The organism is Micromonospora sp. WMMC264 (genome assembly GCF_027497275.1).
GTDB lineage: Bacteria > Actinomycetota > Actinomycetes > Mycobacteriales > Micromonosporaceae > Micromonospora > Micromonospora chalcea.
This window is the reverse complement of the sequence record NZ_CP114907.1, coordinates 3,058,678-3,079,873: the sequence shown is the minus strand read 5'-3', so window position 1 is coordinate 3,079,873 and position 21,196 is coordinate 3,058,678. Positions and strand designations below refer to the sequence as shown.

1 protein-coding gene is annotated in these 21,196 nt (G+C 74.9%); it reads right to left on the bottom strand.

What is annotated here, in order from left to right; translation table 11 throughout:
- Positions 1–19 precede the first annotated feature (19 nt).
- Positions 20–21,187, bottom strand: a complete 21,168-nt coding sequence (locus O7542_RS13115; RefSeq protein WP_281606313.1) for a DUF6531 domain-containing protein — start codon at positions 21,185–21,187, stop codon at positions 20–22.
- Positions 21,188–21,196 lie beyond the last annotated feature (9 nt).

The following is a 21,196-nucleotide window of genomic DNA, read 5'->3' as shown; positions in this document are numbered from 1 at the left end:
GGCCGGGGCGGGCGGTGGGTCAGCGCCGGGGTACGGGGTCACGCTCCAGCCGCATCTGCGAGTCGTCGTCCCCGGCGGGGACGACCCGGCCCGCCGCGTCGTACGCGAACCGCGTCACCGCCTCGCCGGTGCGCCGCTCCACGACCCGGCCGAGCAGGTCGTACGCGTAGTGCGTGACAGCGCCGGTCGTGTCGGTGCGCTCGACGAGCTGCCCGGCGGCGTCGTAGACGTACCGCTGGGTGCGGCCGTCGAAGTCGGTCTCGGACACCATCCGGCCGTTCGGGTCGTACGTGTACGTCCACGTCGCGCCCGCCGGGTTGGTGACCCGGACCAGCCGCAGCTCGGTGTCGTACGCGTACTCGGTGCGGTTGCCCTCGTCGTCGATCTCGGCCGTGACCAGGTCGAACGCGCCGTACTCGCGGATCGTCCGGCGGCCGGTGGCGTCAACCCACTCGACCAGGTTGCCCTCGCCGTCGTAGCGGAACTCCTCGACCGAGCCGTCCGGGTTCTCCCGCCAGGCCAGGTCGCCCTCCAGTGTCCAGCCGAACTCGGTGAGACCGTTGTCGTCCTCGATGCTGAACAGGCGGCCGAGCGCGTCGTAGGCGTACTGCGTCTCGCCCTGCCCGGTGCTCACCGAGGTGATCTGCCCGGCCGGGTCGCGCACGACGGCGGTCGGGCCGACGTGCGTGGTCGTGCCCCGGCCGTCGGCGGCCGGCTGCTCGTACCGGACCACCTCGCCTGCGGCGTCCACCTCGGCGACCATCAGGCCGTCCGGGCCGAACTGACGGTTGCGGGTGCTCCCGTCGAAGTCGGTCCAGGACACCGCACGACCGAGGTCGTCGTACGTGGTGGTGGACCGGCTGCCGTCCGGCCGGGTGACCGCGACCAGCCGCCCGAGCGCGTCGTACTCGCTGGAGGTGGTGCGGCCCAGCGGGTCGGTCGTGGACCGCAGGCGGTACGCCTCGTCCCAGACGTTGCGCGTGGTCGCGCCCAGCGCGTCGGTCTCGGCGACCACCTGGAAGCGGTCGTTGAGCTCGTAGACGCGCACCGCGCCGAGCGAGTCGGTCACCACGGTGCGGCCCGGCTGGTAGTCGAACCGGTAGCGCAGGTAGCCGCCCTTGCCGTCGGTGGCGACGCACCGGCCGGCCTCGTCGTAGGTGTACGTGTACCACTCGCCGTTGCGGTCCTCCCAGCGCACGAGCCGCCCGTCGGCGTACGTGAAGCGCTCGGGGTCGCCCGAGGAGTTCGTCACCTCGATCAGGTTCAGGTCACCGTCGTAGCCGAACCGCGACGCCGCCATCAGGTCACCGGCCGCGTTGGGCAGGGAGACCATCGTGATCAGCCCGGTGGACGAGGTGAACGCGACGGTGGCCCCGGTCGACGACAGCAGCTGCGTCGGCGTACCCCGGCGGTCGCGCTGGATCGTCCAGCTGACGCCGCCGTCGGTGACGTCGGTGAGCAGCGACTCGGTGTCCGACGCCGCGGCGAACAGCAGGCTGCGGCCCGACGTCGGATCGGTCAGCAGCCAGCCGCCGCCCACCAGCCGGCGCAGCGGCAGCGTCCGGCCGGTCTCCGGCTGCGCCACCTCGCCCTCGGCGGGCAGCGGGTAGGTGAGCAGCGAGCCGTCGGCGGCCAGGTAGCGGACCTGCTCGCCGTCGACGATGATCCGCTGGTCCAGCGTGGAGGCCCAGGCCCGGCCGAACGACCGGCCCCACCGGTAGTCGGAGCGGTAGGTCCGCTCCAGCGTGAGCCCCGGCAGGACCGCGTCGGTGTGGGTGAGGATCATCCGCCCGGTGGTGACGTCGATCGGGTCACCCACGGTGGGCGTCTGCGCGGTGGTCTTCGCCACCGCCTCGGGCGCCACCCCGGCGAACGTCTCGGTGGTCGGCGAGAAGTCGGCCATGTCGACGTCGCTGTCGGCGTCGCGGACGGAGGTCATGTCGACGTCGGAGTCGGTGTCGCGGACCGAGGTCATGTCGACGTCGGAGTCGGCGTCGCGGACCGAGGCCATGTCCACGTCCGAGGACGGGGCCGGCTGCGGGTCGCTGGTCCGGATCAGGACGACGGAGCCGTCCGGGCCGATCTGCGGCAGCGTGGCCAGGCCCGGCACCTGCGAGTCCTCGAACGTCACGCGGCCCTGCGAGTCCTTCGACACGTTGACCACGTGGCCGACGGCGCCGGGGCCGTCGGTGCGGAAGCCGACGATGCCGTTGGTGCCGTTCGGCATGGCGCCGAGCGCGTCCATCAGACCCTGGAGGGTGCCGACCTCCTCGGTGGTGCGGCCCGGGTACTGCTTCTGGATGTCGCTGAGCGCTCTCGGGTGCGTCTGCGGCGGGATCTGGGTGATCAGCCCGGACTGCTTGTAGCTGTCCACGGCCATCGTGAGCGTGACGCAGTCGTTCTGATTGGCCGCGTCCCGGCCCTGGTGGATCTGCCGCAGGTGCCCCCGGTCCGCGTCGTCGAGCGTCGCCAGGTCGGCGGCGGTGTTCGCGGTGCCGCCGTGCGAGTTGGCCGCCAGGATCCGCAGCGTCGACCCGTTGCTCAGCGGGACGTCGCGGGACAGCGCGTCCCGGAAGGTGTCGAGGATCCGGGACTGCGCCGCCGGGTCACCCTGCGCGGCTGCCAGTTGCTCGGCCAGCGGCGTCGTGGTGTCCGCCGACGGCGTGGCGGAGGCGGCGCCGAGGCTCGCGGGAGCGCTCTGCGGCCCCTGGAAGCCGTACGCCTGACCACCGCCGCGCCGGTGGCTGCCGCCGCCGGGACGGCTCCGGTCCCGCGGGCTGCGTGACCTGTCGCTGCGGTCGCGGCTGCCGCTGGGCTCGCCGTCGACCGCCAACGTGCGGGCCGCGGTTCGCTGCGGCCGGCGTTCACCGGTGATCAGCTGATCTGGCCGGGGGCGCTCCGACGGCGGTACGTAGTCCTCCTCGCTGGCGTAGCCACGACGGGCGGGGCCGTACCAGTGACCGACGTCCCCCCAGTAGCGCCGTGCGCGCCCGCTCCGGGCCAGTGAGTGGATCTCCTGGAGCGCGTTCGCCGCCTCGTGCCGCTCCTGGCGGTAGCCACGGGCCTGCTCGGCGAACGCGACAACTGTGGCGAACTCCCGCCCGGCGGTGCTCTCGATGGACTCCAGGGCGGTGAAGCCGCGCAGGTAGTTCGCGATCTGGCCGGCGGTACGGCGGCCGCCGTCGGACTCCGCGCCGATCCGGTCGCCGAGGCCGCTCGTCCCGTCCGCATGGTTGTACGGGCGGCTGCCGATCATCGGCTCGTTGAAGTGACCCTCGCGGTTGCTGCGGGGACCGGTACGCGGGCGGTGACCGGTCCGCGCGTACATGTCGGCGCGGATGCTCTCGAAGCTCTGGTGCGCCGTCGAGGACGTGTCGGCCAGCGCCGTCTGCGGGGCGAAACCGACGGTGTCGAACCAGGCCTGGGCCTGCGCGGTGACCTGACCGACCGGTGTGCTCAACGGCGGCGGCGACGGGGTGTCGCGCTCCACGTACACGTGGGTGACGGTGCCGTCCGCGTTGCGCCTGGTCTCCCGCACCCAGACCGGCATGCCGTACAGCGCGCTCGGCGGGGGCGGCGCCGCGGTCGTGGGCAGGCTGCTGGGCGTCTGCGCGGAGGGAACGGCGAGCGCCGGCTCCACCGCGGCCATCGGGTGGGGCGTAGCCGGGGCCGGCGTGCAACTGGTCAGACCCAGCGGGTCGGCCACGGTCAGCGGGTCGGCGACGTACGCCGTCGGGTTCGGGCCGCCGGTCAGACCGAGCGGGTCGGGGCTGACGTACCGGCCGGTCGCCGGGTCGTAGTAGCGGAACCGGTTGTAGTGCAGGCCGGTCTCGGCGTCGACGTACTGGCCGGGGAAGGCCAGCGGCGTCACGGTGCGGTCCGCGCCGCGTCCCCAAAGGTCACCCCGCGACCACCAGCGCAGCCCGCCGCCCGGCTCGACCAGGTGGGTCGGGGTGCCGATGCTGTCGGTGATCACCGCGCGGAGCGTGCCGCCGTCGGTCTGCGCGACCGGCACCGGCGCGTCCGGCCGGTAGTCCCACGTGGTCGTGGTGGTCGCGCCGGTGACGTCGCGGTGCGTCTGCTCCAGCATCAGGTCGCCGGACCAGGCGAAGCACACCTCCTCCAGCACCCGGTCGCCGTCACCGAGGCGCTGCTTGGCGATGCGCCGGCCGAAGCCGTCGTAGCGGTAGCGCCAGCGGTCGCCGCCGGGGGTGACGGCCAGCACCAGCCGGTCCTCGGCGTCCCACTCGAAGCGCCACGCGCCAGCGGCGTCGACCCGGCCGGTGAGGCGGCCCTTCGCGTCGTAGGAGAACGTCGCGTCGTCGGAGCGCACCAGCATCGTGCCGGTGAACTCCCAGCGTCCGCCACCGGCGCCGACCAGGTTGCCGGCCTCGTCGTAGTCGTACCGCTGCGGGACGTCCCCGTCGACGGCCCGGATGCGGCCGGTGTCGTCGGCGGTGAAGGACTGGTCACCGGCGAGCGAGTCGGCGATCGCGGTGACCCGGTCGGCGGCGTCGTAGCTGTAGCGGCGCTCGGCGGCGTCGGCGATCTGCTGCCCGGTGAGCCGGCCCGCCGCGTCGAAGGTCTGCCGCAGCGCGACCAGGCCGCCGACGGTCCGGCCGATCTCCCGGCCGGCGTCGTCGTGCGTGAAGCCGAGCAGGTGCTCCCCGGCGGTCAGGCGCTCCGGGCGGCCGGCGGCGTCGAACGTCCACCGGCTCGACCGGCCCGACGGCGTGGTGCGCGTCGCGACCGCGCCGGAATCGGTGTACGACGTGTGCACCGTCCGGCCGTTGATCGTCTCGGACAGCACCCGGCCCTCGGCGTCCCGGGTGAACCGCACCTGCGCGTCCGGGCTGAGCACGGCCGCGACGTGACCGTCGGCGTCGTACTCGACGCGGGTGACGGCGTCACCGACCCGGCGTTCGACGACCCGGCCCAGCGCGTCCCAGCGGTAGTGGGTGACGGTGCCGGCGGCGTCGGTGTGCGCGACCAGCTGTCCCGCGTCGTCGTGCTCGTAGCGCTGGGTACGGCCGTCGAAGTCGGTCTGCCCGCACAGGCGGCCGGCCGCGTCGTACTCGTAGCGCCACGTCCGGCCCGCCGGATTCGTCACCCCGACGAGCCGTAGTTCCGTGTCGTACGTGAACTCGGTGCGGTTCCCCGCCTGGTCCACCCGGGCCGTGGGTAGATCGAAGGGGCCGTACTCGAAGCTCACCGCCCTTCCTGAGGCGTCGATGACGTCCACCAGATTCCCTTCACCGTCGTAGAACCACCGTTGCGTGGAGCCGTCCGGGCGGACCCGCCACGCGAGGTCCCCCTCGGCGGTCCAGCCGTACGTCGTGACCGCCCGGTCCGGGGCCCGGGTCGCCCGGACCCGTCCGAGCGCGTCGAACTCGATGCCGCCCGCGGGCGCGGGCCGGGGCGGCGGGACCCGGTGGGTCGAGCCGTCCGGCAGGGTGACCGTGCGCGCGTCGTGGTCGAACCGGGTGACGCGCCCGAGCGGGTCGGTGCGCGACAGCAGCCGGTTCGCCGCGTCCCACTCCTGCCGGGTGGTAGCGCCCAGCGGGTCGACGATCGCGGTGACCTGGCGGCGTTCGTTGATCTCGTACCGGGTCACCTGGCCCAGCGAGTTCGTCACGGACGTGACGCCGTCGTCGTACCGCAGGCGGTAGCGCAGCCAGTCACCGGCGCCGCCGGCCCGCACGCAGCGGCCCGCCTCGTCGTAGTCGTAGCCGAACCACTCGCCGTTGCGGTCCTGCCAGCGCACCAGCCGGCCCGCCTCGTCGTAGCGCAGCCGCGTGGCGTGGCCGGAGGAGTTGCGTACCTCGACCAGGCGCCGCCGGTCGTCGTAGCCGAAGGTGGGCAGGTGGAGCGCCTCGGCGGCGGTGTCGCCGGCTGCCCGTACGTGCGCGCCGACGACCAGGCCACCGGCCAGGTGCGGCACCACGACCACGCCGGAGGTGCAGGTCAGCAGCTCGGGGGTGCCGTCGGCGGCGCGTTCGACGTGCCACCCGACGTCGTCGCTGACCACGTCGCTGAGCCACGAGTCACCGTGCCCGGTGGCCGGGGCGAACAGCAGCCACCGGCCCGGCTCGGTGAGCAGCCAGCCGCCGCCGGTCAGCCGGCGCAGCGGCCCGCCGGGGCCCAGGACCGGCCGGGCCTCGTCGCCCTCGGCGGGCAGCGGGTACGTGTGGACGGAGCCGTCGGCGGCCAGGAACCGCGCGTGCGTGGCGTCGGTGACGACGCGCTGGTCCAGCGTGGAGGCCCAGGCCGGGCCGAAGCAGCGGCCCTGGCGGTAGTCGGATCGGTGGGTCCGCTCCAGCGTGAGCCCGGGGAGCCGGGCGTCCACCTCGGTGTAGATCACCCGGCCGGTGGCGACGTCGACCGGGTCGCCGACGAGCGGCGTCTGCGCGGTCGGCGTGGCGACGTCCTCGGCCGGCACGTCCTCCGGCGGGACCGGCTCCGGCGGCCGGGTCACCTCGGCCTCGTGCGCGTGGTGGGCGTCCCACCAGGCGCGCTCGGCGTCCGTCACGGCCCGCTCGGCGGCGGCGACGTCCTCCGGGTCCGCGTCGGCCCGGGACGTCAGGCCGTCCCGGCGGGCCGTCGTCTCGGACAGCGTCTTCGCCGCGTCGGCGACGGCGAGCGCGGACGCGCGCAGCCCCGGGGGGAGGTCCCGGCCGGTGACGGTGCGGGCCGCCTCCTCGTCCAGCCGGACCACGTAGCCGCCCGGCACCCGGACCTCGGCGCCGCCCCGGTGCTTGCCGGCGGCGTCGCGGGAACGCGCCACGAAGCGGAACTCGACGTCGTACTCCACCGCCGCGGTGAGCTTGTCGTCCGGATCGGTGCGCCGGGTCGGCTTGCCGGTCGTGCTGACGGTGACCTTGCCCTCGTCCTTCACCTGGCGGGCCGGGTCGGTGCGGTAGAGCTGCTGCTCGACGAGGGTCGCGGCGTTCACCGCGTTGAAGGCGTCCCGCTCGCCGACCTTGCTCGCGCCGCCCGGATGACCGACGCCGCCGACGACCAGCGGCCCGGCCGTCCTCAGCGCGAACGAATGAGCGCTGGTCTGCTCGTACTCGGTGTCGGCGCTGCGCTTCGCCGAGCCGCCGATCTTCACTGTGGCGTCCGCGCGCAGCAGCTTCGGGCGGGCCACCAGGCGGGCGTCGAGGAACAGGTCGCGGCCCAGCCGGGCCGGCATCGGCAGCGGGAATGCGCCGGCCAGCATGGCCGGCAGCGCCTTCATCCGGGTGACGGTCAGGGCGTCGCGCAGCGCTGCGGTGACGTCGCGGCCGGGTTCGACGCCCGAGGCGACGAGCGCCTGCCGGGCCGCTTCGTGCAGGTCGGGCAGGCGGACCAGGACGTCCTCGACGGCGAAGCGGCCCGGCTCGGGCAGTGGATCGAAGCCGGTGGCGGCGCGCCACACCTGCCGCCCCGCATCGGTGGTCTGCCCGGCGGGTACCGCCGTGACCGGCTCGGAGACGGCCTGCGACCGGCCCGGCGTGGCCGAGTACGTGGTGACGTCGCGGACGGCCCGGATCGACACGCCGTCCTCGGGCAGCCCCTTGCCGGTGACGGTCATGGTCAGCCGGACCGCCCCGCGGAACGTCGGCACCGGCCCGGAGACGGTGAGCGTCTGTTCGTACGTGCGGCCGGCGCGTTCGGTCGCCTTGGTGGCCCGGTTGTCGAGGGCGGCGGTGCCGGTGAGGCCGGCGGCGACGGTGCCGGAGGCCGGGCCGTGCCCGGTGGTCCGGGTGGCGTCGTCCTCGACCCGTTCGGTCTCGGTGCCCTGCGCCCGGGCGGTCAGCGTCACCTGCGCCGCCGTCCGGGAGGTGGTGCGGGTGTGCGCCTCGCCGACGACCGAGCGGTCGGTGACCGACAGCTCGTCGACCACGTCGATGCCGGTGAAGCTCGGCTCGCCCATCGGCTCGGCGGTCAGCGTGATGTGGTAGGTGGAGCCCCGGAAGCGCCGCTCCACCCGGATCGGCTCGCTCCGGCCGCCGTTGAGCGCGTCCGCCAGGTGCAGGTGGGCGGCGCCGAGGAAACCGGAGCTGCCGAGCCTGCGTACCGGGTCGAAGGGGCTGCGGTCCTGGGTGGACGGCAGGATCGCCTGGGCGAGTTCCTCGCCGGCCGCCCGGGCCAGGGCCCGCCGCAGGTGCGGGATGCGGTCGGTGAGGTCGACGTGGGTGGTGGCGCCGCCGATGCCGAACGAGCGTTGCGGTCCGGGCCGGAACGCGGGTTGTTCCCCGTCGTGCGGGGTGCCGGGGTCGGCCGCGGCCTCGTCCTGCCGCTGCTGTTCCTGCCGGACGAGCTCGCGTTCGCGCCGCTGGTGCTCGGCCTGTACGGCCCGCTGGCGCTCCTGCGCCTGAAGCAGCGCCTGGGTGGCCTCGTCGTGCGTCGCGGTCAGCTCGGCGAGCTCGCGCCGGTGCCGCTCCTGCAGCGCGGCGAAGGACTGGTCGACGAGCCGCCGCTCCGCCTCGCCGACCTCGCGGCGCCGGCGTACCCGGTCGACGTAGTCGGAGGCGTCGCGGCGTTCGGTGTGCTGCCGCCGCAGCAGTTTCCCGCGCTCGGTGGCCTGTGCCCGCGCCATCCGGGCGCGCTGCTCGCGCTGGTCGGCGCGGACCGTCTCGGCGTTCTCGGCGTGCCGCAGTTGCAGCCGCACGTCGGCGCTCCGGTGCCGGCGGGCCCGGTCGCGGTCCTGGAGCCGCTTCAGCTCCGCCGGCGTCATCCGCATGACGACAGCGCCCGGCAGGGTGAGCCGCCGGCCGGCGCGGCGGGCCGGGGAGGCGGGCCAGAGGCCCAGCGGAAGCAGGTTGGTGTCGTGCCGCGCCTCGGCGACCACCTCCGCCTCCACGTCGACCCGCACCAGCAGCTCGCGTTCGGGCCGGCCGCCGACGCGCAGCTTCGAGATCCCCGAGACGCTGCGCTCGCTGATCCGGCCCCAGGCGCGCCGCCACGGCGTGACGGACAGGACGACGGCGCCCGCCGGCCGGCCGGTGCTGCCGCCGTGGTCGGCGGCCGGGCCGCTCACCGTGGCGACGCCGGTCGCGGAGAGACTCAGCTCGACCGAGCGTCCGTGCGTGGTCTTGCGCGCGGTGCCGCTGGCGAAGGTCCGCTTGATCCGGGCGAACTCGTCCGCGTCGTCGAGCACCACCGGGTTCGTCGGTCGCAGCCGTACCCGCACGTCGGCGCGGGCGTCCGCGGCCCGGCGGCCGTGCCACAGGTTGCTCAGCGCCAGCGGCCGGCTGAACAGCTCGGCGTCACCGGTGAGGCGCTCCGGCGACAGCTCGTCCGCGACGACTGTGGAGATCCGGCCGTCCTCGGCGGTGTAGATGTCGTCGCCGCTGGCCTCGTGCAGCGTGTCGACCACGGCTTCCTGCAGCCGGCCGGCGCCGACGAAGGACTCCACCCGGCGTCCGTCGAGGTCGTGCGGTCCGCCGGTCATCCGGCTCAGCGGCGGCGGGTACGCGATGGTCTGCTCGTCCCGGACGGCGGGGCCGGGCTCGGGAGCGGGGCGCTGCCGGGAGACCCGCGTCTCGGGAACGAGCATGCGCACGTCGAGGCGGTGGGTGCGGGGGCGCTGCTCGGACGTCGCGACGACGGTGGGCACGTCCCGGCCGTACGCCCCGACGGACAGCTGCCGGCCCGCCTGGTTGACCCGCACGCTGGACCGGGTCGTGACGGTGAGGTCGAGGGTGGCGGCGAACTGGCGCAGCCGTACCCCGGTGGGCTTGCCCTTGTCGTCGAGCGCCGGTCCGTGGCTGCTCTCGGCGGCCTGCCGGCCGGTGATCGCGCTCTCGTCGGCGGCGCTCCAGGTGACGGCGGCGCGGGGGCCGCCGATCATCGCCGAGGCGGCCTGGCCGAGCGGGCCGAGGATGCGCGGCTCCAGGCTGATCTCGGCCGACGTGCTGCGGTCGCGCCCGCCGGTCACAGTGGACCGGGCGTCCTGTTTGGCGTCGGCGCCGACCTTGTCGTGGTCGAGCAGGTCGCCGTCGGACACGTCGCCGAGGGTGCCCCGGATGGTCACCACAGTGACGTGGTCGTGGAACGTGCCGGTGCGGATCAGCGGGATCTTCAGCCCGGGGCCGACGATCCGGTCCGCCAGGTGGCGCAGCTGGTCGGGGGAGAGCTGGGTACGCAGGTCCGCGTCGCGGCTCAGCGCCGCCTGCAGTTGCGGGGTCAGCCCGTCGGCGAGCCGCGGGTCGTCGAAGTGCCGCAGCATCTCGTCCCGGGTGGCCAGGCGGAACCGGTCGTGACCGGGCACCGACCGCACCGCTTCGGCGACCGTCTCGTAGAGCCCCTGGTCGCCGAACCGGGTCAGGTACGCGCCGCCGAACGACTCGCCCCGTTCGATGCGGGCCGGCGCGAAGTGGGTCCGGGCGGCGCCGCGCCGTCCGTGCCATTCCCGGCCGCCCGGGTCGAGCGCGGTGCCCGGCAGCCGGTCGCGGGTGGTCCACTGGAGCGCCTCGACGGAGCCGGCCAGCATCCGCGGCGGACGGCCCAGGACGCGCACCTGGACGCCGTACTCGACGCGGTACCGCACGGCGGGAGCGGTGCCCGTCACGGTCTGCTTTGCGCCGGTCCGCTCGGTGATCGTCCGGCTGACGCCGGACTCCCGGCTGCCGCCGACCCGGGGCGCGACGACCAGGCTGAGCGGCCCTGCGTCCACACCGGGACCGGCGGTGCCCCAGACACCCCACAGCCGCTTGGCGGTGGCGCCGCCGGTGCTCTCGGCGGCGAGCGCGGACGTGTCGACGTGCGTGATGCCGTCGACGCTCTCCACCTGCTCGACGCGGCGGGCGACCAGGCGCACCTCGACCTGCTGGCTGCGGCCCGGGAAGAAGCGCCGCCAGCCGGTGCGCGCGCCGCGCGGCAGCGAACCGGACCGGACCCAGCCGTCGTGCCGGTTCGCCGGGTCGGTGACGACCGTCGTCGGCAGCTTGCCGGCGAACGCCGCGTCGCTGAGCAGCTTCTGCACGGCCGGACGGCCGGGCGCGCCGATGCGGACCAGGTCGCCCATGCCGTCCTCGGCGAGGATCGCCTCGACCTGCTCGAAGAACGTGGCGCCCGGATCGGCCGGGCGGCTGCGTACGCTCTCCACCGCGAACCGGGCCGGCACCGGTCCGTCGAGCGCCGGGCCCGCGGCCGACGGCGCGGTCGCGCCGACCGGACGCAACCCGGTCGGTACGGCGAGAGCGACGGTGCCGGCGGCCTGGACCGGTCCGGTGTCGGGGCGGCCGGGCCGGACGAGCCGGGCGACGAAGCGGATCGGCACTGTCACTTCGGCCAGGTCGCTGACCTTGACCGTGGTGGTGGACGTGTAGGTGCTCTTGTGGGCGGTGGAGTGTTCGGTGGTGGGCGCCGTCGGCACCGAGCCGCCCGCGCCGACGATCACGCCCGGCAGCGCGGTGACAGTCGCCTTCGGCTCGACGTGCCGGTCCCGGGTGTGCCGCAGCGTGTGGGTGAGGTTCTCCCGGGTCTTCGTGGTGACCTTGCGCGGGTCGTCGTGCACCCGGTCGACCGTCAGCCCGTCCCAGTCGAGGACGGCGGTCACCACCAGTTCGGCGGGGCGGCCGCCGACCGTGACCGGGTAGGGGCGGCCCGCGCCGAGGAACTGGTCGATGTCGTCGCGGCTGTCGGCCTCCACCGCGGCGACGACGTCGGCCGGCAGGCGGGGGTCGAGGGTCCGCAGCGCCGCGCCGAGCGCCGCGTCCCGGGTGGCCCGTAGCTGCTCGGCGAGGCCGAGGGTGCGGCTGTCCCGCAGGTAGGTGGGCAGGCGCCGGCGTACCGCCTCGGGTGACGGCAGCGCCGTCTCGCCCTCGGTGGTCAGCGCCGTGCCGATCTGTTCCGGGCCGGCTTCGGCCGGGGTCGCCTCGCCCGTCGTGGCCGCGTCGGTGCCGGCCTCCGGCGCAGAGAACGGCGCCAGCCCCGCCGGTGCGGTCTCCACCAGCAGGTCGGCGGGCGGTTCCAGGTCGGAGTCGGCGTCGTCCTGCGGCGTCGTCGCGTCCGGCGCGTCGGCCGGCGCGGGCGACGGGGTCCGGGGCGGCACGCCGAGCCGCTCGGCCAGGTCGTAGACGTCGTTGAGTCGCTCCTCCGACCCGGTCAGCGAGTCGTGGGCCTCGTCCATGTGCGACAGCGCGGCCGTGTGCGCGGCGTACGCCCCGGGCGCCCGGGACGCCACGTCGGCGACCAGGCGCTCGGCCTGGGCGGCGATGTCGCGCCGGTCCCGGACCGCGGTGGGCAGGTCACCGAGCGGGGCCAGCTCGGCGGTGATCCGGTCGAGGTCGGCGCGTCGCCGCGCGGTCGCGTTGACCGCCGGGTACGCCCGCAGCAGCGCGTCCGCGAGCGCCAGGTCCCGTCGTGGGCCGGGCGGGAGGCCGAGCGCCGCGGTGGCGTCGGCGGCCGCCCGGGCGGCCTGGTCCGCCCAGTGCCGGGTCTCGGCCCGCAGGGCGGCGAGCCGGTCGTGCCGCTCCCGCAGGAACCGCAGGTCCGCGTCGGCGCGCGCCGCCGTCGACTGCGCCCACGCGGCGTCGTCGCGCAGGTCGCGTACGGTCGCCACCTCGGCGGCCGAGGCGGCGAGCGAGGCGCGTACCCCGGCGTCCCGGTCGCGGATGTGCTCCTCGGTCCGGCCGGCGATCTCGCGCAGCCGCCGCGCGTCGGCCGTGTCCCCGGCCCGGGCCGCCGCGTCGACGCCGGCCCGCGCCAGCTTCGGTGCCTCGTCGGCGCGCTGGTCGAGCTGGAGCTGGCTCTCCGACAGGTCGGCCACCCGGTTCGCCGCGTCGCGGTGCAGCCCGGCGGCGCGCCGGTGCGTGGCGTCGGCCCGGGTGGCGTCGTCGAGGGCCGGAGCGAGCGCGTCGAGCGCCGGCCGGGTCCGGGTCTCGACCTCGGTGGCGTCGGACCGCGCCCAGGCGGAGAGCTGCGCGACGGACCGAGCCGTCCGGTCGGGGTCGACCTGACCGACCGGGGTGTACGCGTCGAGCACGTGCGACAACTCGGTGACGGTGAGCCGGGCGGGGTCGGTGGGTGACGCCTCGAACTCGACGAACCGGGTGTCACCGGTCGGCGGGGTGAGCGCTTCGCCGTCCGGGCCGCGACTGTCGCTGCCGGTGACGATCGCGTGTCCGGTCGACCCGGCCCACACCACGCCGCCAGGCGCGATGATCCTGGTGCCGGGCAGTTCGCGGGCGAGCTGCGCGGCGAAGCCGTCCCGGCGGTCGGTGCCGCTGTCGCAGACGATCAGGACGATCGGGCGTCCCTGCCAGCGGTCGTGGTCCTCGCGGATGCGCGCGGCGAGCTGCGCCGGGGTGATCCGGGCGTCGCCGACCCGGATCGCGTCCGTCTCGCCGTGTCCGAACACGTGGTAGCGGTCGGGCCGGTCCGGGAAGTCCCGGGCGGTGGACCTGGTGGCGCGGTCGTCGGGCGCGGCGAACACCAGGCCGGAGTCGACGGCGCCGCCGGTCGTGGCGCTCGTGGTCGTGGTCGTGGTCGTTGTCGTGGTGGCGGTCGGCGCGAACGTGGCGAGGCCGTCGTCGCCGAACATCCCGAAGTCGCCGGACTCGCTGTCGCTGTCGTCGCCGGTGTCAGCCGCCGGGGGCGGCGGGGGCACGTACGGCGCGTAGGTGACCCCGCCCCACGCGTCGATCGTGCGGACCAGCGCCAGCCGGCCCTGCGGCTTGGCGCCGCGCACCTGATACTCCCGGACCGGGCCGCCCGCCCCGTCGTGCACGGTGAGGTGCACCCGGCTGCCCCGGGCGGCGGCGAACTCGACCACGTCGTGCGCGTTGCCGATCCGCTGCCGTTCGGCGTCGTCGATCGGGGCGCCGCGGCGCTGCGTGCCGGGGTCGGGTGCGAGGGCCGCCCGCACGAAGTGCCCGTTGTCGTACGGGCGCTGCTGCCGCATCGCGGCGGCGTCGTCCAGCACGATCGTGTCCCGGCCCGCCCGCAGGGTGTCGATCCGCAGGGTGTTCGCGTCGGCGCCCGGCAGCCCGGCGGCGATCGCGTCGTAGAGGGAGCCCGGCTGCCGGCTGAGCCCACCACGATCGGCGATGGCGGTGGCGGCGGCGAACTCCTGCTGGATGGTCCCCGAGTCGTTCGACGTGGCGACCAGGTGCGCGGCGACGAGGCGCTGGCTGGTCGGCAGGCCCACGGTCCGGGCCGGCTTCGACGGGTCCAGGTCGGGGTCGACGGTGAACTCGCCGCTCGGCTCCGGCGCGGGACCGGACCCGGGCGGCGGCAGCGAGACGGTGGTGACGAGCCGGTTGTGCGGCTGCGCGCCGAGCTGCTGGAGCTGCTCCGGCGTCAGCGACTCCTGCCACGTGCGCGGCGGCTCGCCCGGGGCACGCGCCACCCCGGCACGGCGGGGCGTCACGTCGGTGGGGGCGGCGAACGGCTTGCCGGCGGCTCTGTCGGGCTTGCGCAGCTCGGCCCGGTACTCCTTGAAGCCGGTGCCCTCGGTGTAGAACAGCTGCCGGTTGGCGTTCGTGGGCACGGCGTGCGACTGGGGCAGGAAGTTGCCGGCGGCGAAGTCGGCCGCCAGCCGGGACAGGTCGGTGGGCGTGGCGGCGCCCACGAAGTCCGTCATGAACCCCAGGTCGCGGTCGGGGTGCCTGTTGTTCTGCGACTCGACCTGGACATCGGTGGTGAGGACGTCCGGGGGCAGGCCGGCCGGCGTCGCCGCGCCGTGGGCGACGGCCAGCTCGTCGCCGTACGCCTGGTGCAGGCTCTCGGCCAGCAGGAGGAACTCGGCGCCCGCGTCACCGAACCGGACCTCGGGCCGGCCGAGGACGAGCAGGCCGTCGACGAAGAGGTTCGGCTCCGGCGAGTACGGGAGCATGGGGTGGACGGTGGCCTGCCGGTCCCGGGAGCGCATGTCCTCGTCCACGGCCGTGGCGAAGTCCCGGACGAACTTCTCCTGCCCGGCCTCGGTGGCGAGCTTGCCGAGCCCGCCGTGGACGGCGGCCAGCTTCTGTCGCTCGATCCCGAGTTCCTTGCGCGCCTCCCGGTCGTCGCGCGTGGCGAGTTCGGCGATCCTCGCCTCGTGGTCGCGGGCGCGTCGTTCCAGCCGTTCCCGGGTCCGCCGGACCAGATCCGCGGCGTCGCCGACCCGGTAACCGCCGGAGATCATCAAGGGCCGGGCCGGGGAGTCCGCCTGCTGCCCGGTCGCCTCCGGGTCGAACCGGGTCGCCCGGTCGACGCGGTCGAAGACGTGGGTGCCGTCGGCGACCGTCCGGGCGCCCCGGTCGAAGTCCTGGATCGAGACGTACGGGTAGCGGCGGTCCGCGCCGTCCGGGCCGCCCTGCGCGAGGCCCCGGATCGCGGCCACCGTGTCGGGATCGCGCAGCACCTGGTTGCGGGTGCGGCCGTACGGGAACTTGTCGTTCTTCGTGCCGACCGCGTAGCCGTTCACCGCCACCGGCACGTCGAGGCTCTCGGCGAGCCGGGCGGCCCGGGCGACAGCGTCCCGGAACGCCAGGTCCGGCACCTCGGCGGTGGTGTTGACGCCGAAGACGAACGCGACCCGGGTGCCCGGGGCGAGGCCCTCGGTGACGGCTCGGACCACCTCGGGGATCTGGTCGACGTCGGCGGCCGGGAGCATCGAGTTGACGACGAACCCGATCGGCGCCGCCTCGGCCTTCAGGTCGATCGTCGCCTGCCGGTAGTTGCCCGGGTCGACGTCGCGGGTGTGCCCGGTCAGCTCGTCGAACCGCGCGTTGCGGCCGCCGGGCACCCGTACCGGCTCGAACCGGGCCGGCCGCGTCCGTGGCGGCAGCGCGCCGCGATCGGGCGAGAGCACGTCGTGCCGCAGGCCGGCGATCCGCTCGACGCCGCGGGCCAGCAGCCGCGGCTCGTTGCCGGGCTGCGGCGTGGTGGTCGCCATCAGCGAGTTGTCGTCGCGGACCAGCGCGCGCTCCAGGGCCCGGCCCGGTATCGCGTACTCGTCGCGCAGGCCCAGGAAGTGCCCGATCTCGTGCGCCAGGTCCAGGTCGGACGAATGCGTCGACCAGGCGGTCTGCGTGGTCGGCGACGGAGTGCCGTGCAGCGCGACGACGGCGTGCGCCTCGCCGGGCCGGGTCACGAACTCCACGGTGACGTTCAGCTGGTCGCGGTCACCGATGCGGAAGCCCTGGTTGTAGATCCGGTCGACCGCCTCGGTCACCCGGGTCTCGACCTCGTCCCGGGCGGCGGCGGCCGTGGCGTCGCGCGCGTCCAGGAAGACCTTGACCGTGAAGTCCTGCACGTTCCGGTCGCCGAGGTCGAGCACCCGGTGGTCGTACGCGATGCGGTTGTCGACCGCTTCGAGGCGCAGGCGGGGGCGGCCGGCTGCCGGAAGGGGCAGACCGGCCCGCTCGTAGGAGCGCGCGACCACGTCCGGAACCCGGGTGTCCGGACTCGGGTCGCGGACGATCACGTCGTACGCGCTGGTGTTCGCGATCCGGTGCGGCGCGGTGTCGCGCTGCTCGTGGCGCGCCCGGGCGATCTCGTCGCGGGTCTTGGGTACGTCGAGCCGGGCCGGCGGGGTCCCGGCCGTGCGGGCGGTGGTGTCCACCGGGGGCGCGCCCGGCGCGGCCTCACGCGAGCGGGCCTCCGGGTCCAACTTCAGGCCGGTGACCGTGGCGAGGGCCTGGTCGACCTGGTCGGAGCCGGTCTGGCCGAGGGCCTGCTGCCACCCGTCGAAGTACGTGCGGACGCTGCCGTCGTCGTCCTGGACGAAGTCCCGCACCGTGGCGGGATCGCCGCCGTGCCGCAGGTACTCCGACGCCGCCAATAGCCGGTCGCGGCCTTCGCCGGAGTCGGTCCGGACCGACGCGGGCCCGTGCTCCCACGGCCGGGTGTCACCCGCGGACGCGGTCACCGAGAGCGTGGGCTTGCCCGCCGCGAGGGACTCCTGCCAGGTGTTGGCGCCTTCGGTGACCACGAGCGTGGCGCGGTCGCGGAGCCCGGCCATCTGCTCCGGCGAGACCCGGGGCAGCGCCGCGACGTGGACGTCGGGGTTGCCTGTCGTGAAGCTCCGCCCGGCGTCGCCGACCACCAGGACGACAGTCGGCCGGCCGGGCCGGGCGGCGGCGGCCAGCCGGCCGACCACGTCGCTGTGCTTGGGAGTGGCCTCGGTCATGCCGTAGTAGACGAGCACCACGTCGGTGTCCGGGTTGTCGACCAGATTCGCGAGAGCGTCGGCCCCGGGAACGCCGGTGGCCCTGACTACCTCGGCGGCGGCCGGCGGCGGGGTGGCCGGTGGCCGGCCACGGTAGGTCGGAACACCGGGCAGGATCTCGTCCAGATTCGTGACCGTCCCGTCCGCGCTGCGGAACTGACGGGGGTACTTGTCCCACAGGAACGGCTGGAGCGTGAGCACGTCGTGCTTGCCGTTGTGGGCGTCGCGTAGCCCGCGCTCCCAGTTCTTCTGGAACCACTCCTCCTTCTTCTCCTCGCTCACCTCCGAGCCGTCGTTGTTCTTCGCGTCGACGGCCGGCAGGACGATCAGGGCGGCGCCCGGAGGTAGCGTTTCGGCGCGGACCAGGTCGAGGCGCAGGCCCTGGCCGACTTCCTGAGCGGTTGTCTCCGCCTCTTTCCGGAACGACGGCTGCAGCTCCCGTCGCCAGTCGGGCAGATCGCTGCCGCCGGCGCCGGGCCACTGCCTCTCCTTCCAGTCCCGCTCCTTGCGTAGGTCGTCGGCGGGCGTCTGTATCCGCCCCTCGCCCGGGTCGACGGGCTTCTGCTGCGGACGCATGACGACGTTCATCCCGCCCCGGCGACCGGTCCACTCGCGGTGGAACAGGTCGTACGAGCCCACCGGGCTGTCGAAGTCGGCCTGCCGGCCGAGCTGCCCGGCGTAGTACGGCGTCTTGTTGCTGGGGTAGGTCAGCACCACAGTGCCCTGGTAGCCGGTCGCGGCCAGCCCGTCGAGCATGGCGACCGTCGCCGCCTGGTGGCCCAGGCCCGGGGAGCCCTGGTCGAGGACGTGCACCATCTGGTACTTGTCGGTGAGCGCTCGCCCGATCGCCGTCGGCACGGGCTGCTGCCGGGGTGGCAGTGTGGCAGCGGAGAGGTCCGCCCGCTGTGGGGCGGTGTTCCGGGTCGGCGCTCCGGCCGGCCGCGGCGGGCGGCCGGGCGCGGCCGGTGGTGGCGGAGGGCCGGGCACCCCGGGGGGAGGCGGCGGCACCGGGGCGATGGGTGGCGGTGGTGGCGGGGGCACCGGGGCGACCGGCGGTGGCGGCGGCGGTGGGGGAACCGGAGCGGCCTGCGGTTCTGACGGTGTCGGGGCCGGCGCACGCGACGGGACCTGCGGATTCGGGTACGGGTCCGGCGCCTGCTCGCGCGTCGCCGATGGGATCGGCAGTTCGCGTACCGGTCCCGCGGTCAGCGCGGCGTCGTGGATCGTCGCCAGATCCTCGGCGGTGAGGTAGTCGACCGGCCCGGTCGAGGTCGCGGCCTGCTCCGACGACGTCGGCAGGACGTCGACCTCGAGACCCATCACACCCGAACGGTCCACTGTGGTGAGCAGGTGTTCGTCGGCCTGGTGACCCTCCTTGGCGCCGAGGTAGTGCATCACCTCGTGCACCATCACGCTCAGGCGGTCGCCGGTGTTCCACAGATGCTGGTCGGAGCGGACGCCGGTCTCGGAGGTCACCTCGACCGGCGGGTTGCGGCGCGGATCGGCCTGCCAGTCGCGGGTCATGCCGTCGCGCCACGGCGGCGTGTCGACGATCAGGTCGATGTGCAGCAGCCGCCCGTCGGGCAGCGTGTACCTGTCGTTGACCATCTCGTCGACGGTGCGCTGCACGGCGTCGGCGAAGTCCCGCAGCTCCTGCGGGGACATCCGGTCGTTCTTCGAGACCAGATCCAGGTGTACGTCGAACGACCGGTAGTCGCGTCCGTCGGCGGTGAACTCCCGCGTGGTGAAGTCGATTGTGGTGATCTCGCCGCGCAGCAGGTGCGTGCCGGGGACGACGGTGTCCTTCCACGGGACGTACCGCTCGGTGCGCAGCCGTTGCGGCTCCGCGTTCGCCTTCGCCCGCTGGAACTGCGGGCTCGGCGTGGCCCGGCCGGGCGTTCCGGTAGCCGGGGTGACGGGTTGAGTCGTTCCCGGGTCGCCGGTCCGGGCCGGGCCGGGGTGGGAACCGGCCTGCGCGAGGTCGTCCCGGCCGCCGGTGTGGTCCGCGCCCACCGGGGCGTGGGCGGTCGTCGCACCCTCCACGGTGACGGCTGGACCGTCGGTGGTGACCACCGGCCCGGTCGGTGTGGACGCCGCAGTCGCGGGTGCCGGGGTGGCCGGCGCGTCGATGCCCCCTGCGGGACCGGTCGCCGGTGGCACGCCGACCGCAGCGACCTCGACCGAGACGCCGCCCGCCTGCTCCCGTACCGGTGGCAGCACAGGCGCGGCACCGGTGCTGTCGGCCCGCCCCGCCGCGGGCGTGGCCGCCGACGGCGGGTTCGGCGAGGACGTAGCGGTGGCGGGTGCGGGCGGGGCGGCCGACGGCGTGGCCGGGGAGGACGTAGCGGGGGACGGCGCGGTCGTGGACGGCGTCGGTCCGGCCGGGGCTCCCGGTGGGGAGCCGGAGGTGGCGGGCGGCTGCGTCGCCGACGTCGACGGCGTGGTGGTGTCGAACCCGGGCAGCCCACCACCCGACGTCGAGACGTCCGGTCCGGCCAGGGTGCCGTCGCGCGTCGTCGCGGCGTCGGTGACCACCGTCGCGGGGGCGGCCGAGGGCGCGCCGGTGGCGGTCGACGGGCTTGCGGTCGCAGTACCCGTCGAGTCGCCGCGCGCGGACCTGTCCCCGGTGGAGACCGGGGCCTCCGTCCCGCCGGCCGTGTTGCCGGTCCCGGCGGGGTTGCCGGCGCCCTGGCTGCCGGTGCCGTCGCGACCCGCGGCCTGACCACTCGCGACCGGGCCGTCGGCGCCGCTCTGCCCACCGGCCGTCGCGCTTCCAGCGCCGGTCTGCCCACCGGTGGCCGAACCCCCACCCACCTGGACGCCCGGGCTTCCCGCGCCCTGCTGACCCGGCCCCTGACTACCTGGACCCTGACCGGCACCGCCCTGACTCCCGGCGCCTTGACCCCCGGAGCCCTGACCCCCGGAGCCCTGGATGCCGCCGACCGAACGGCCCGGACCGGAGTCGCCGGCGGCGCCACCGGCGGCGCCGGAGCCGTCGGCGGGCAGCCCACCGACGCCCTGGTTCCCGGCGCCGCCGTGACCTGCGCCCGTCCCGGTGGGGGAGCCGACGGGCGGGGGAACCGGTGGTCCGTCCACGCTCGTCGGCGGCGGCGCGGACGGCGTGGTGGTGAGGCTGTTCGTCTCGATCTTCGGTGGCGCCTTGGCGCCCGCGCCGGGGCCGTAGCTGTTGCCGACCACTGTGGCGTAGTGGTGCGCCATCCCGCCGATCAGCGAGGAGGACATGGTGGCCCACGGGTTGAATCCACCGCCGCCGACCATCATGGTGAACAGGCCCTCGAACAGCGTCTCGGCGAGCGCCGACAACCCTTCCCGGGACAGGATGCTGTCGTTGATCTTCGGGAAGAACTTGCCGCCGATCATCTGTACGCCGCTGACGCCCGCGCCGATGAAGGCGCCACCGGCGAACGAGATCGCCAGGTCCTTGTAGTCGAGGGACTTGCGGTTTCCCTCGATGATCTGGGTCACCTGGGCGGCGGCGCTCTGCCAGAGTTCCTCCAGGCCCTCCTGGAACGCCTCCCAGGCCAGCCGCATCAGCATGTGCCGCAGGCGCTGCCGGAACAGGTCGATCAGAGCCTTGACGATCTCCTGACCGATCTTGATCAGGGCGGGAACCGCCGCCGCGCCGAAGCCGGAGGCCAGCGCGATGGCGATCTCGACGACTTGGGTGAAGGCCGCGATGACGATGTTGTACTGGGTGTTCTCCGAGTCCAGTGCGAAGTTGTACGCCGATCCGCCCAGCGCCAGCGCGATGTTGCCGCCGGCCGGCACGTTCTTGGTGATGCCCACCTGGTACTGCTGGAACGCGTCCATCGCCGGGCCGGACAGGCTGCCGGCCAGCCCGTAGCCGAGGTTGGCGGTGGCGCCCATCCCGTTGAGGATGGTGCTGCTGAGCGCATACAACTCGTCGCCCATTGCGCGAAGGGCGGTGGGGTCGGCCTTCGGGTACTCCTCACCGACGGCGACGAGGATCAGGTCGTACGCCCACTGCCACTGCGGGTCGTTGGGGATGTGGAAGTCGGGCATGTGCTACCG

Bases quoted from the DNA above. Each gene is read 5' to 3' on its own strand.
- O7542_RS13115 (WP_281606313.1), bottom strand. From the start codon at position 21,187: ATGCCCGACTTCCACATCCCCAACGACCCGCAGTGGCAGTGGGCGTAC.